Raw genomic sequence first — 14,485 nt, 5'->3', positions numbered from 1 at the left:
TGTCGACGCCCTCGCATACGGTGGCCTCGAGGGGCGCCGTCGCGGGGGCGTCGTCATCGGGTTCTGAGCCGGGTCATCGGGTTCTGAGTCGGTTCGGAAAGCGCGACCCGAGAACGCTTGCCCTAATCTATGAACATCATTATAGTGAACTAAGTAACGTTCACCCGGGGCGTAGGCGCATACTCGTCTCCCCGAACCCATCACACGGCGAAGGAGTGGACATGAGTGCACAGAACACCGAGGGAACCGAAGCCTCGAACGGCAACCGTCTGCGTTGCAACAACTGCGGCTCAGAAGCAATTGTCACCAAGGCCGGTGGCTCGTCGCTGAACTGCTGCGGCGCACCCCTCGAGGTCACGTTCGGTCGATAGCCGACCGGACCACGTTGCCATCACCACATCCCAGGAGTTCACATGAACGAGGTCGGTAAGCGCTACACGTGCGCCACCTGCGAAACCCAGATCATCTGCGTCAAGAAGGGCGAGGGGCAATTCGCCTGCCACGGCGCTCCCATGGAGCTCGTCACGGCGAAGCCTCTGCCCTCGTCCGACTAGGACTACTCGATCCTGTCTGTTCGGCGGACACCGACGTCCAATGGACACCGACGAAACCCTGGCTGCGTACGGCGCGGCATCGTGTGAGAAGAAGGAGCGCGCAATGGCTGGTCCACTCGACGGACTCGTAGTGATCGATGCGAGCTGGGGCATGCCGGCTGCCGTTTCGACGATGATGCTGGCAGACTACGGTGCCCGCGTCATCAAGGTCGAGCGTCCGGGCGGGGGTCCCGACGCTGGAGCGAACATCCGCAAGTCGACCGACCGCGGCAAGTGGAGTGTCGAGGCGGATCCGCACACCGACGAGGGACGCGCGATCATCCGCGGTCTCGTGGCGAACGCCGATGTGTTCGTCGAGTCGTTCGGTGTGGGTAAAGCCGACGCACTGGGGCTCGGCTACGACGAGCTGCACGCGCAGTTCCCCGAACTCGTCTACGTGTCGGTGACCGGATACGGCAACGTCGGTCCCCACGCCGAGCGGCCCGGCTACGAGGCTCTGCTCAATGCCCGTCTCGGGCAGATGGCCGAGCAGGAGGGTCACCGCGACGGGCCCATCTTCATGGGTCACCCGACCGTCTCCTACGGCACCGCGTTCATCACCACGATCGGCATCCTGTCGGCGTTGCGCGCGCGGAAGATCAACGGCGCCGGCCAGAAACTTGACACCTCCCTGCTCGATGGCATGCTCGCGATCGCGTCGATGAACTGGTGGTGGAACGAGAAGGACATCTCCTACCTCGCTCGCAGCGGCACCCAGAAGGGCTTCGGCAACAAGCGTCTGATCACCGATCCCTTCCAGTGCGCCGACGGCAAGTGGCTCGTCGTCCATACCGGGGGCCCCGGTGCATACAAGCGGACGATGGACATCCTCGGGTTCGGTGACCGCACACAGACGATCGACGGTCCCGAAATGGCCGTACCGCTCGACGAGGTCGAACTCGACATCGCGCGCAACCAGGTTCCCCAGGCATTCAAGCAGCGCAACAGGGACGAATGGCTCGAAATGCTGCACGCGGACGACATCGCTGCGCTGCCACTCAACCATCCCGAAGACATCTTTGCCGACGACCAGGTTCAGTTCGCGGGCGTGCCGATCGAACTGCCCGACGAGGACTACGGCACGATCCAGCAGGTCGGCCCGGTGATCCGCTTCGAGAAATCGAAGCCTGCGACCCCGGTGCCCGCGCCGAAGGTCGGTGAGCACAACTCCCGCACGGACGAGATCGCTCGCTCCGATGTCTGGGCACCCCTGCCGGACAACTCCGAGAAGGTGACGCGCCCGCTGCAGGGTGTGAAGATCCTCGACTTCAGCTCCTACTTCGCCACCGGATTCGGTGCACGTCTGCTGTCCGACCTCGGTGCCGAGGTCATCAAGATCGAGCCGCTCATCGGCGATCAGATGCGCCCGCTCGGCGACCTGTTCGAAGGCGCCAACCGCGGCAAGCGCAACATTGCCTTGGATCTGCGGAAGCCCGAGGGACAGGAGATCGCGCACCGTCTCGTTGCAGAAGCCGACGTGGTGATGCACAACTACCGACCCGGTAAAGCAGAGAAGATCGGCCTCGGCTACGAGACGCTGAAGGCGATCAATCCCGACGTCATCTACGCGTACCTTCCCGGATTCGGTTCGGCCGGACCGAAGTCGAGCCTCAAGTCGTTCGCGCCGATGGTGTCCGGCATGGTCGGCCTCAACTTCGAAGGATCGGGCAGGGGCAATCTTCCGATCCGCCGTGTCATCGGCAACGAAGATCTGTACAACGGATTCCTCGGCGCAGTCACGGTATTGTTGGCCCTCAATCACCGCCTCAACACAGGGGAGACGCAATCCGTCGAGAGCCCGCAGCTGCACTCGAGCTTGTTCGTCGTCAGTGAGCACTCCGCGACACTCGACGGGAAAGCGATTCCCGCACACGAACTCGATGCAGACCAGACCGGATGGTCGCCGCTCTACCGGGTGTACCGCACGAATGACGGGTGGATCGCGATCGCAGTGTTCGGCAACGCGGCTTTCGTGCGCCTCGTCGAGGCGCTCGGCCGCCCGGAACTGGCCACGGACGCGCGTTTCACGACGCATACCGACCGCTCGGCGAATGCCGATGCGCTCGCGGAGACCCTGACCGATCTGTTCGCCGGCCTGGACAGCGAGAGCGCCTTCAAACTCCTCGACAACAACTCGGTGCCCGTCGAGATCCCCCTCGACTACCCGATCATGCCCGAACTGCTCTGGGAGGAATGGGCTCTCGACTCGAATCGGGTCGTCGAGCATCATCACCCCGAGTACGGCTGGTGCCGTGAGGTCGGCATGGTCATGCACCTGTCCGACACCCCCGGCGCGTTCAAGGGGGGTGCGCCGGCGCTCGGTGAGCACTCGCGCGAGATCCTCACCGAGCTCGGCTACACCTCCGACGAGGTGACCTCACTCATGGCGTCCGTGTGTGCACTGCCGTCCGATCAAGCACTGCCCACGGCAGCAGCGAAGGAAGACTGACCATGGACATCACGTATCCGCCGGAAGCGGAGCAGTACCGCGCATCGCTCCGTGAACTTCTCGAATCGAATCTGCCGGACGACTGGAAGGGGATCGGCGCCCTCCCCGGAGTCGAGCAGGAGGAGTTCCTGAAGTCGTGGCGCAAAGTCCTGTCCGACAACGATCTGCTCGCGGTGTCCCTGCCCCGTGAATACGGCGGCGGCGGACTGTCCGACATCGAGCAGGTCGTGCTCAACGAGGAATTGATGCGCCTCGGAGTTCCGGAAGGCACCGAGAACGACACGCTCGGTATCAAGCTGCTGTGCAACACACTGGCTGTGCTCGGCACCGAGGAGCAGAAGGAATACTTCATTCCGAAGACCCTCTCCGGCGAAATCAGCTGGTGCCAAGGGTATTCGGAGCCTGAGGCAGGATCCGATCTGGCGGGCATGCGAACGCGTGCCGTGCTCGACGGCGACGAATGGGTCATCAACGGCCAGAAGACGTGGACCTCCGCGGGCAGCAGCGCGAACTGGATCTTCGCGATCTGCCGTACAGATCCGACGGCCGTCAAGCACAAGGGCCTGTCGTTCTTGCTGGTCCCGATGGACCAACCCGGCGTCGAGGTACGACCGATCCTCAACGCCGCAGGTTATGTCGCGTTCAACGAGGTGTTCTTCACTGACGCACGCACAGACGCGGCAAATGTGCTCGGCGAGGTCAACGGAGGCTGGCACACGGCCAACACGCTCCTCGGATTCGAACGTGGAGTGCGCGCGACGACCGACGCGGTGCGTTTCGGACGCGAGGTCGACCGGCTCATCGAACTCGCCCGCGAGCGAGGACTCACCACCGATCCACACATCCGTCAGGAACTCACGTGGTGCTGGCAGCGGGTGCAGACGATGCGCTTCCGCGGTTACCGTGCGCTTACGAAGCTGCTCGAAGGCGGGCGCCCCGGTACTGACGGCTCGTTCTCCAAGATCTACTGGGCCGAGTTCTTCCAGCGCTACACCGAGGTCGGACTCGAAATCCTGGGACTCGAAGCGTTGACACCGGAAGGGCAGGGGAACAACGGCATTCTGGTCACCCCTGCGCCCGGAACCGAGAACTCCTCGCGCTGCTGGAACGACATCGCTCTCTACGCGCGCGCGGCGACGATCTACGGCGGTAGCTCGCAGATTCAGCGCAACATCATCGGCGAGCAACTGCTGGGTCTCCCCAAGGAGCCGAGGCTCGACAGCGGCCCGTTCCAGGACATCGGGCGACGCAAGACTGCCTGATCCGAGATCTCCGCCGATCTACGGCAGAACGGAACTATCGTGTACTTCGAATTCAACGAGGACCAAGAAGAATTCCGCGGGTCCTTGCGCAAACTCCTGTCGGAACGTGCACCGCTCACCAGGGTGCGCCAGGTGGCCGAAACCCGCGGATACGATTCGTCGACCTGGCAGTTGCTCGCCTCCGATATGGGGGTGCCGGGTATCCACGTCCCCGAAGAGCTGGGAGGGAGCGGCTTCAGTCTTCTCGAAACATGCGTGGTGGTACAAGAACTCGGACGCGCACTGACACCGGTACCCGTGATCACGACGATCGGTGCAATGGAGGCCATCCGGGGGCTGGGTTCCGCGGCGCAGCAGGAGGAGCTGGTTCCGGGGCTGGCGTCCGGCGAGACCATCGGCACGTTGGCGTTGTCGAGCAACCGCGACCTCGAGGTGGACGGTGCGGCCGTGCGCGCGTCGGCCGAAGGCGATACGCACACACTCACAGGGCGTGTGGACTATGTGGCATTCGGGCACACCGCTGATCTGCTGGTCGTGCCTGCAGTGACCCCGTCCGGCAACGAGATCGGGTTGTACGTGGTGGCCGCTACTGCGTCCGGTGTGACGATCGAATCGCGTGAGACTCTCGACCTGACGCGCCCCCTCGCGTCCGTGCAACTCGCCGGTGCCCCCGCTCGATTGCTGGGCTCCGATCACGCGGCAATCGTCCGTGTCGTCGACCTCGTTCGAATCCTGCTGGCCAACGAGGCCATCGGGTCTTCGAAGGCCATCCTCGACATGGCGGTCGACTACGCGAAGCAGCGCGTGCAGTTCAATCGGCCCATCGGATCGTTCCAGGCGATCAAACACAAGTGCGCCGACATGGCGATCGCGATCGACTCGGCGGAGGCCACGGTCATGTTCGCGTCGATGTCCGCGGCGGGCGAGTCGAAAGACTTCAGGCTCGCCGCGCTGATGGCGAAGGCGCAGGGTTCGGAGTGCCTCACACTGTGTGCATCCCAGAACATTCAGGTCCACGGTGGCATCGGATTCACGTGGGAAGCCGATCCGCATCTGTACTTCCGTCGAGCGAAATCGATCGAGCCGCTGTTCGGAAGCAAGGTGCACCACAACGACATGCTGGCCGATCTGGTCGGAATCTGAGGGGAGCGGGAGATGACCACAACGATACCGACCACAACGATGCGCCGCCTCGAAGGCGACGTTGCGCTGGTGACGGGGGGCGGTTCCGGAATCGGGGCGGCCTCGGCGATCCGGCTCGCGCAGGAAGGTGCCGCGATCGCGGTCGTCGACGTCAATGTCGACAATGCGGAGGTCACTGCCTCGCAGATTCGTGAGGCGGGCGGTACGGCCGTCGCGTTTGCCGCGGACGTCCGTGACGACAAGGCGATGGACGAGATCGTGGCGGCCGTCGTGTCACAGCTCGGGGAGATCAGCGTGGTCTTCACCGCGGCAGGCGTCAGCGGTGCGCGTCTGGACAGTCATGAAGTCACACGTGACGATTGGTACGGGGTTCTCGACATCAATCTGTCCGGCACGTTCTTCACCGTTCGCAGTGCGCTGCCCTCGCTGCTGCGCCGGGGCGGTGGCTCCGTTGTGACCTGCGGGTCGACGTCGTCGTTCATCGCGACGCAAGGCGGCCTCGCGCCGTATCGCGCGTCGAAGGGCGGGGTGAAGATGCTGACGCAGACGCTCGCTGTCGAGTACGCGCCGCAGGGTATCCGGGTGAACAGCGTCTGCCCCGGGGCTGTCCGTACCAACCTCAGTGCCAATACCGCGGCCATCGTGCCGACGACCGGCACGGTGAAGAATCCTTCGAAGCCGCTGAGCGTTCCTCTCGGACGGTACGGCGAGGCTGAGGAAATCGCTTCGGTAGTAGCGTTTCTCGCGTCACCGGATGCGTCGTACGTGACGGGTCAGGCCATTCTCGTCGACGGCGGGGTCACGGCAGAATGAGGCCTTGACATCTCCTTAATTCAGTCGCATGATTAACACCATAACCGTGAGGGTGATCACTCCGAGTGGAGTATCCGAGAAGGTCGGTATCACCGGATCTTGCGGTCGATCCTGACGAAGGAGTTCCGAAGTGGTCACATTCTCCCGGGCACGCCTGCTGCCTCGCGCCGGCGTCCTCGTGACGGCAGGAGCGTTGCTGCTCGCCGGGTGCGCTGAAACCTCATCCGGTGGCGGTGACACCAACGGAGGCGGTGAGGGTGTCGCGTTCGGTGCGACGATGGAGGAATACCAGGCGGCATTCGCAGACGTGGACCCCATTGTGTTGCACACACAGTCGCCCAGCACGCAGGGATCCACCGGCGGCGCGTTCATCGACGCCTACACCTCGGCCGTCGAGGAATGGTCAGACGGCAAGATCACATTCGACATTGCCTACTCCGACGCGATCGCCAAGTCCACCGAGATCGACAACGCCATCGTCGACGGCCGACTCGATATCGGACAGGTCCTCGCTGTGTACGAACCGCAGGAGTTCCCGGCGACATCTGCTCTGCTCGACGCCAGCGTGCTGTCCGACCAGAGCGTTGTCACCGGCGTTCTCCAGTCGAATGCGTGGCCGGCGGACGTCGCCCTGAACACCCCCGAGATCGTCTCCGAGTTCGAAGACAAGGGCATGAAGCTGATGCTTCCCGCCTATAACGCCGGTATGAACGCGCTGTTCTGCTCCGACAAGCGCGTCGCGCTTCCCGATTACCAGGGTCGCAGCATTTCTGTCGGCAGCACCGCAGGTAACCAGCAGGTCTCCGCTCTCGGTGCGACCCCGACGTCCGTTGCCTACACCGAGGCTTACGAGGCATTGCAGCGCGGTGTCATCGACTGCTCGATGCTCAGCCCCGCGGCTGCCCAGATCGGCGGCATCCTCGAAGTTGCACCGCAGACGGTGATCGACCCGGAAGCCGGCCTCGCAGTGCCGAGCGGCAACATGGCGATGAACCTCGATGTGTGGGATTCGCTTCCGCTCGTGGCGCAGCAGCTCATGTGGGATCGCCTCGACGCGTTCATGACCGGCAGCATCGAGGGCAAGATCTGGCCCGTCACCGTCGATTCCGTCAAGGACATCCAGCAGTACGGCGGATCCATCGAGCCGTTCGCCGACGACGCGCGTACCGCGGTGCAGGATGCGAACAACAAGATCGTCGACGCGATCGCGGGTAACAGCGGTCTGAGTGACGGCGCCGGATTCGTCACGTCGGTGCGTGAGAGCGCCGACAAGTGGAGCCAGACCATCACTGAGCTCGGCTACACCAACGAAACCGACTACAACGGCTTCGCCACCTGGTACACGCCAGGCAAGATCGACATCGCCCCGTACATCGAGCGGGTCTACGAGGAGATCTACCTGCCTCATCGCCCGTCCTGACATTCGCCGACCACGTTCCGGAGGAGTTGCCCCCCTGCGCCTCCTCCGGAACGTTTCTGCATCAAGGGATACACCATGACCGAACGTCATTCCGGCACAGCCGCAATCGCACTCGACGGTGCGATCGACATGCACTGCCATTTCGGTCCGGAGCCGCTCGTGGAGATGGCAGCCAAGACGCCGCACAGCGTCGACCCGGTCGAGGCAGCGCGAGAGGCCGCCGACCACGGTATGCGAGCGCTCGTGTTGAAAGCACATGAATTTCCGTCGACGGTCGCTGCACATCTCGCCAATGTGGCCGTCCCCGAAGTCCGGTCGATCGGAGGAATCTGCCTCGATCATCCTGTCGGAGGCCTGAACCCGCACGCCGTCGAATGCGCGTTGCGTGCGGGCGCGCAGGTCGTCTGGCTACCCACGCTGTCGTCGGAGCAGGATGCACCGGCGAAGGTGAAGGCCTTCTTCGGTGAGAAGGAAGAGGGGATCCGGGTGATCGACGCCGACGGGGCGATCGTTCCCGAGGTGCGCACGATCCTCGACCTGATCACCCAGTATGACGCTGTCCTCGCGACCGGACACGTATCGACCGCCGAACATTTCGCCGTCGCACGAGAATACGCGTCGAAGGGACGCGTTCTCGTCACCCACGCGATGCATGCGACGACCGGCCCGCGTCTCACCGAGCGGGAGGTGATCGAACTGGCCGACCTCGGCGCCAGTATCGAATTCGCAGCCCACACCTGCATGGGCGAGCCGTCGACGTTCGCGAGCGTCGTGTCGGCGCTGAAACGACTCGACCCCGCCCGGGTGGTGCTCGCGACCGACTACGGATGGACGACGAAGATTCCGCACCCCGCGGCCGGTTTGCATTCGTATGTCAATGCACTGTGGGACGAGGGCATCGACGAAGCGGACCTGAAGGTCATGACCTGTGACAACCCGGCACGCCTGCTGGGCATGGACTGACGGCAGGGCGTGAAACAAGTGGCAACTACGATTTCGAAGGACAGAGTAATGACCGACACTCAGGGACGGGTGGCCGGGAAGGTCGCCTTCATCACCGGCGCTGCCCGCGGGCAGGGGCGGTCGCACGCGTTGCGGCTCGCGCAGGAGGGTGCCGACATCTATGCCACCGACGCATGCGAGGACATCGCCTCGCTGACCTACGGTATGGCGTCGGAGGAAGACCTCGCCGAAACCGCGCGGCTCGTGGAGAAGACCGGACGCCGGATCATCACGCGCAAGGTCGACGTCAGGGACCAGGCCGGACTCGACGCCGCAGCGGCCGACTGCGTCGAGCAGTTCGGCCGGATCGACATCGTCAGTGCCAACGCGGGTGTCTGCGGCTGCCGCCCCACCGTCGAACTGACGGAGGACGAGTGGCAGGACATGATCGACATCAACCTCACCGGTGTGTGGAAGACGTCGAAGGCCGTGATTCCGCAGATGCTCCGGACCGGTGGCGGTTCGATCGTGCTGACCAGCTCGGTCGTCACATACAACGGCTCGCGCAACGTCGCTCACTACAACGCATCGAAGCACGGCGTGGTCGGTCTGATGCAGACTCTCGCAGCCGAGTACGGCGGCCAGGGAATCCGCGTGAACGCGGTCCATCCGGGCAACGTCGGGACCGACATGCTCTTCAGTGAATCGACGTTGCGGGTGTTCTGCCCGGACCTCGAGAACCCGACCATCGAGGATCTGCGCGCACGTGCACGCGGGCGCAACGTCATGGACATGGCGTGGGTGGAGCCCGAGGACATCACCAATGCCGTGCTGTGGCTGGCATCCGAAGAGGCCCGGTACGTCACCGGTGTCTCGATCCCTGTCGACTGCGGTCTCCGCATCAGCTGAGAGGTAACGGGAATGACTGAAGGACGCAACGTAGGACGCAAGGTTCTCATCACCGGTGGCGCAGGCGGTATCGGCGCCGCCGCCGCTCGACGACTCGTGCAGGAGGGCGCTGCGGTTGCAGTGCTCGATCTCGATGCGGCAGCGGCCGAAGCGCTCGCCGCCGAACTGCGTGGTGTGGGCGGTACAGGCGCGACGGCCGTCGCAGTGAGCGCGGACGTGTCCGACCCCGACTCAGTGGGACCGGCCATCGACGACGCTGCGACTCGGCTCGGCGGACTGGACGGGATCGTCACGTGCGCGGGCATCGCGAAATCTGCCCTGGTACACGAAATGTCGGTCGAGGACTGGCATGACGTGGTCGGTATCAACCTCACCGGCTCGTTCCTGTCGGTGCGGGCGGCGCTGCACCACATGCTGAAAGAACGGCGCTCGTCCGTCGTGACCATCGGATCGGTGGCCTCGCTGATCTCCGCGAACACCAATACATGCAGCTACGACGCGTCGAAATCCGGTGTGCTGGGCCTGACCCGGTCCATCGCGGTCGGATACGCCGATCGGGGCGTGCGCGCCAACACGCTGTGCCCCGGTGTCGTGGACACCCCGCTCGCGCAGCGGGCGCGGGAAGCGGGCGGTGTCACCAGCACGGCGCTGGCCCAGACACCCCTGGGACGCCGCGCAGAGGTCGACGAAATGGCGTCGATCATCGCGTTCCTCATCTCCGACGAGTCGTCCTACATGACGGGCTCGACCGTCACCGCGGACGGTGGACTCACCGCACAATAAGCAGGATCGTCTCGTCGGACAGAATCGTCTCGTCGGACATGTTCGGCGACGTATCACCCGAGAACCGAAAGGCACACTCATGGCTTCGACCGGACGCCTCGCCGGTAAGACAGCACTCATCACCGGTGCAGGATCCGGCCTCGGACGGGCGACCGCGCTCCGCTTCGGGGCAGAAGGCGCTGCCGTCTCCGTGGTCGATCGCGACCTCGCCGCGGCCGAGCAGGTCGCCGACGAAATCCGTGCGTCGGGCGGACGCGCACTGGCAGTGGCCGCAGATGTCACCTCCGATGCCGATTCCCAGCGCATGATCGCCGAGACGCTCGCAGAGTTCGACATCCTCGATGTCGTGTTCGCCAACGCCGGAATCAATGGTGCAGGCAACGCCGCGGACACGACGGAAGCCGAGTGGGACAAGGTGATCGGTGTGAACCTCAAAGGGGTGTGGCTGACATCGAAATACGCGCTGCCGCACATGATCGAGCGACGTACCGGGTCGATCATCAACCAGGCGAGCATGGGTGGCCTGATCGGCCTGCCCGGAATCTTCCCCTATACCGCAGCCAAGGGCGGTGTCATCGCCATGACCAAGCAGATGGCGGTGACCTACGGGCCGGACAACGTGCGAGTGAACGCAATCTGCCCGGGCACGATCCCCACACCGTTGGTGTACCGGTCTCGTGTCGACCGTGGTGCGGCCGACGCCGATGCCGACCAGACCGCGATCGACGCCGAGGTCGCGAATCGATTCCCGCTTCGCCGCCTCGGTACGCCGGACGATCTCGCTTCGGTGGCATTGTTCCTCGCGAGCGACGAAGCCGATTGGGTGACAGGCGGCATCTACACCGTCGACGGTGGTCGTAGCGCGTTCTGAGTGGTATGGACAGCGAAGGGCGGACCGGAATCCTGGTCCGCCCTTTCGTCATTCCATGCGCTGTCAGGCCATGAGTCCCGTGAATCGCCAATCGAGCACCGGCGCAGGCTCCGCGTCCGCGCGGTGCGCATAGACGAGCGAGCGCAGGTTCAGCACGCCCCCGCCCCCCGCGAGGGGTTGTGCGGACTCGACATGCAGATCGCTGGTGAGGGTATCGCCCTCATGGACGGGGCCGGTGTGATCGCACGACTTCCAGCCGAGCACCGTCACGAGATTCGGCAGCGCCCGTGACGCCTGGGACAGCGCCAGACCGATGGTGTGCCCGCCGTACACCAGCCGCCCCGCCGCACCGACGCGCTCGTCGTGATGGGTCGCGGCGATGTTGAGGCTCAGCCGAGCGAGCTCCGGTGCGCTCGAGACGACGTCGCCGCTCGACTTGAGGACGGAGCCGGCCAGCGAGGCATCGAAATGCGCGCCCGGCACCGAGGACCGGTACTCGTCGAGGTTCCATCCCTCGGGGGAGGTCCACTGCGGCTCGTCCTGCGGTCCGATCGCCGACAGGTCGTCGGCATGCACGATCCTGTTCTCGTCGGGGTTCTCGCTCAGCGGCAGCATGGCACATCGGTAGAAGTCGAGGACGGTATTGCCGTCCTGGTCGACGGTGTTCATCCGCAGAGCGGCGAGACCGGTGGGCTTGCGACCGGGCTTCGCCGAGTTCTCCTTCAGTCCCACTACCTCGGTTGTGGTGTACAGGGTGTCGCCGATGTAGGGGAACCGGCGGAAGCGCAGACCCCGGTAGAACAGGTTGGCCTTGACGTGGTGCGTGACCAGAGTCGACTGGCCGATCGCGATGTCGGTGACGAAACCTGCGTGCGCGACCGGGCCTTTCGCGACACGAGTGGCGAGGTGCTTGTCGAGGGGCAGGCGGAAGCGGTCACCGAGGATGCTCTGATGGGCGGCAGCGAGACCGTCGGTGAGGGTCACGGCGGGGGCGGTGTCGAAGACCTGGCCGACGGTGAGCTCGTCGAAGTAGGGCCCGCCGACGTAGGAGGGGGTGGTGGCCATGCTCAGGCTCCGATCTTGGTGAGGGTGCGGCGGGCAGCGACGGCGACAGCTTCGTCGAGCATCTGGCCGTCCAACTGCGCTGCTCCGGCGCCGCGTGCTTCGGCTTCTTCGAGTGCTGCGAGAACCTTGCGGGCGGCCTCGACCTGCTCGCCGGTGGGAGTGAATGCTGCCGTGGCGGAATCGATCTGCGCGGGGTGAATGACCCACTTGCCGTCGAATCCGAGGTCGGAAACCCACCGTGCGGAGTGCTGGAACGCCGCGTCGTCGGCGATACCGAGGAACGGGCCGTCGATGGCCTGCACGCCTGCTGATCGCGCCGCATGCAGGACGCGGTCTTGCACATACAGCCAGTGTTCGGGCGCTGCGGTGCGTGCGCGTCCGAGAGCGGCACCGAGGTCGGCGTAGCCGATGATCACGCCTGCGACGCGTGGGCCCACGACGATCTCGTCGATGTTCTGGACACCGGCGGGCGTTTCGATGAGCGCTTGGATCCCGACGGGGGAGTCCTTGCCCAGGATGCGGTCGGCATCGACGAGATCGTCGGCGCTCTCGACTTTGGGGAACACGATCGACGCGAGCGCGTCGCCGAGTTCGGCGCACGCGCGCAGGTCGTCCTCGAACCACTCGGTGCCGCGTCCGTTGATGCGCACAGACACTGTGCGTCCGGCGCCGTACGTACGGACCAGGGGGGCGATGAGGTCGCGCGAAGCGGACTTCCGGTCGGGAGTGACAGCGTCCTCGAGATCGAGAACGACCTCGTCGGCGACGGATGCAAGGGCCTTGCCGGCCTTACGTTCATCGGAGCCGGGGGCGACGAGCACCGCTCGCCGGCGAAGATGTTGCTCGGAAGTCACGGGGAACCTCATGGAATTCGACGGTAGGGAACGTGGTCAAATGTACGGCCATTGTGCCGTGATGCGCTACTTCTATAGGTATCGGTAGCGGCACCGATCACTGATATCACTGGTTCGAAGTGTTGATTCGGCAGGGTGCGCGATTGACAAGCCTCGGCAATGGTCCTCAAAATGGCCGTACAAAGTGTGCGTCCCCGCGGCCGGGACCACGACGAGCCTAAGGACTTCCGTGAGCCATCTGAACGACGAAGAAACATTCCTGGTCAAGACCGTCCGCGACTTCATCGACCGCGAGGTCAAGCCGTCGGTGCAGGAAGTCGAGCACGCGAACGAGTACCCCGAGAAGTGGATCGAGCAGATGAAGCAGATCGGCATCTACGGGCTCGCGGTGCCCGAGGAGTACGGCGGATCGCCGGTGTCTATGCCGTGCTACGTGCAGGTCACCGAGGAACTCGCGCGCGGGTGGATGTCGCTCTCGGGTGCGATGGGCGGACATACCGTGGTCGCGAAGCTGCTGGCGTTGTTCGGTACCGAGGAGCAGAAGCGTAGGTACTTGCCCAAGCTCGCGACCGGTGAGATCCGGGCGACGATGGCGCTCACGGAGCCCGGTGGTGGTTCGGATCTGCAGGCGATGACCACGACCGCCAAGCGTGACGGCGACGACCTGGTGATCAACGGGGCGAAGACGTGGATCACCAACGCGCGTCGTGCGGGTCTGATCGCACTGTTGTGCAAGACCGATCCGCAGGCCACTCCGCGTCACAAGGGCATCTCGGTGGTGCTCGTCGAGCACGGTCCCGGCCTGACGGTCTCGCGGGATCTGCCCAAGCTCGGATACAAGGGTGTCGAATCGTGTGAACTGAGCTTCGACAATTACCGGATCTCGGCGGACGCGATTCTCGGTGGTGAGCCCGGCAAGGGGTTCGGGCACATGATGAAGGGCCTCGAGACGGGCCGGTTGCAGGTCGCGTCGCGGGCGCTGGGTGTGGCTGCGGCGGCGCTGGAGGATTCGTTGGCGTACGCGCAGCAGCGGGAGAGTTTCGGGCAGCCGATCTGGAAGCATCAGTCGATCGGTAATTATCTCGCCGAGATGGCGACGAAGCTGACGGCGGCGCGTCAGTTGACGCGGTATGCGGCGGAGAAGTTCGACAGCGGTGAGCGTTGCGATATGGAAGCGGGGATGGCGAAGCTGTACTGCTCGGAGATCGCGATGGAGATCGCGCTCAATGCGGTGCGGATCCACGGTGGGTACGGGTATTCGACGGAGTACGACGTGGAGCGGTATTTCCGTGATGCGCCGTTGATGATCGTCGGTGAGGGGACCAATGAGATTCAGCGCAATGTGATCGCGTCGCAGCTCGTGGCGCGCGGCGGACTCTGA

Annotated in this window: 14 protein-coding genes; 12 read left to right on the top strand and 2 right to left on the bottom strand. The window is 64.5% G+C overall.

What is annotated here, in order from left to right:
• Positions 1-221 precede the first annotated feature (221 nt).
• The 11 genes from HCA61_RS06465 to HCA61_RS06415 all read left to right on the top strand — a co-directional run bounded on the left by HCA61_RS06465 (position 222) and on the right by HCA61_RS06415 (position 11,185).
• Positions 222-371, top strand: a complete 150-nt coding sequence (locus HCA61_RS06465; protein ID WP_169687326.1) for a desulforedoxin — start codon at positions 222-224, stop codon at positions 369-371.
• A 42-nt stretch (positions 372-413) separates the two neighbouring features.
• Positions 414-554 carry a hypothetical protein gene (locus HCA61_RS06460; RefSeq protein WP_169687325.1) on the top strand — a complete coding sequence of 47 codons (141 nt, stop codon included), beginning with the start codon at positions 414-416 and terminating at the stop codon, positions 552-554.
• A 40-nt stretch (positions 555-594) separates the two neighbouring features.
• Positions 595-3,042 carry a CoA transferase gene (locus HCA61_RS06455; RefSeq protein ID WP_169687324.1) on the top strand — a complete coding sequence of 816 codons (2,448 nt, stop codon included), beginning with the start codon at positions 595-597 and terminating at the stop codon, positions 3,040-3,042.
• Between the two features lie 2 nt (positions 3,043-3,044).
• Entirely contained in the window at positions 3,045-4,304 is a 1,260-nt protein-coding gene (locus HCA61_RS06450) for an acyl-CoA dehydrogenase family protein (RefSeq protein WP_169687323.1), read from the top strand.
• A gap of 39 nt (positions 4,305-4,343) precedes the next feature.
• Positions 4,344-5,447, top strand: coding sequence for an acyl-CoA dehydrogenase family protein (locus tag HCA61_RS06445; protein WP_169687322.1), 1,104 nt, complete (start codon positions 4,344-4,346; stop codon positions 5,445-5,447).
• Positions 5,448-5,459: 12 nt separating this feature from the next.
• Entirely contained in the window at positions 5,460-6,260 is an 801-nt protein-coding gene (locus tag HCA61_RS06440; RefSeq protein ID WP_169687321.1) for an SDR family NAD(P)-dependent oxidoreductase, read from the top strand.
• 130 nt (positions 6,261-6,390) lie between these two features.
• Positions 6,391-7,680 carry a C4-dicarboxylate ABC transporter substrate-binding protein gene (locus HCA61_RS06435; protein ID WP_169687320.1) on the top strand — a complete coding sequence of 430 codons (1,290 nt, stop codon included), beginning with the start codon at positions 6,391-6,393 and terminating at the stop codon, positions 7,678-7,680.
• 75 nt (positions 7,681-7,755) lie between these two features.
• Positions 7,756-8,643 carry a DUF6282 family protein gene (locus HCA61_RS06430; protein ID WP_169687319.1) on the top strand — a complete coding sequence of 296 codons (888 nt, stop codon included), beginning with the start codon at positions 7,756-7,758 and terminating at the stop codon, positions 8,641-8,643.
• Positions 8,644-8,691: 48 nt separating this feature from the next.
• Positions 8,692-9,531 (top strand): mycofactocin-coupled SDR family oxidoreductase, encoded by an 840-nt coding sequence (locus HCA61_RS06425; RefSeq protein ID WP_169687318.1) that lies wholly within the window; start codon positions 8,692-8,694, stop codon positions 9,529-9,531.
• Between the two features lie 12 nt (positions 9,532-9,543).
• Complete coding sequence (locus HCA61_RS06420) at positions 9,544-10,314, top strand: SDR family oxidoreductase (RefSeq protein WP_169687317.1); 771 nt, start codon at positions 9,544-9,546, stop codon at positions 10,312-10,314.
• 79 nt (positions 10,315-10,393) lie between these two features.
• Entirely contained in the window at positions 10,394-11,185 is a 792-nt protein-coding gene (locus tag HCA61_RS06415) for an SDR family NAD(P)-dependent oxidoreductase (protein ID WP_169687316.1), read from the top strand.
• Positions 11,186-11,248: 63 nt separating this feature from the next.
• Here the strand turns inward: HCA61_RS06415 and HCA61_RS06410 are convergent, their stop codons facing one another.
• A complete protein-coding gene (locus HCA61_RS06410) occupies positions 11,249-12,250 on the bottom strand; it encodes a MaoC family dehydratase (RefSeq protein WP_169687315.1) in 1,002 nt (333 codons plus the stop codon).
• 2 nt (positions 12,251-12,252) lie between these two features.
• Positions 12,253-13,116, bottom strand: a complete 864-nt coding sequence (locus HCA61_RS06405; protein WP_169687314.1) for a CoA ester lyase — start codon at positions 13,114-13,116, stop codon at positions 12,253-12,255.
• 217 nt (positions 13,117-13,333) lie between these two features.
• On the opposite strand from HCA61_RS06405, the gene HCA61_RS06400 reads away from it, so the two are divergent.
• Entirely contained in the window at positions 13,334-14,485 is a 1,152-nt protein-coding gene (locus HCA61_RS06400) for an acyl-CoA dehydrogenase family protein (RefSeq protein ID WP_169687313.1), read from the top strand.

The sequence above is a fragment of the Rhodococcus sp. HNM0563 genome (assembly GCF_012726195.1).
In the GTDB taxonomy this organism is placed as follows: domain Bacteria; phylum Actinomycetota; class Actinomycetes; order Mycobacteriales; family Mycobacteriaceae; genus Rhodococcus.
This window is presented reverse-complemented; position numbering and strand designations above follow the sequence as displayed.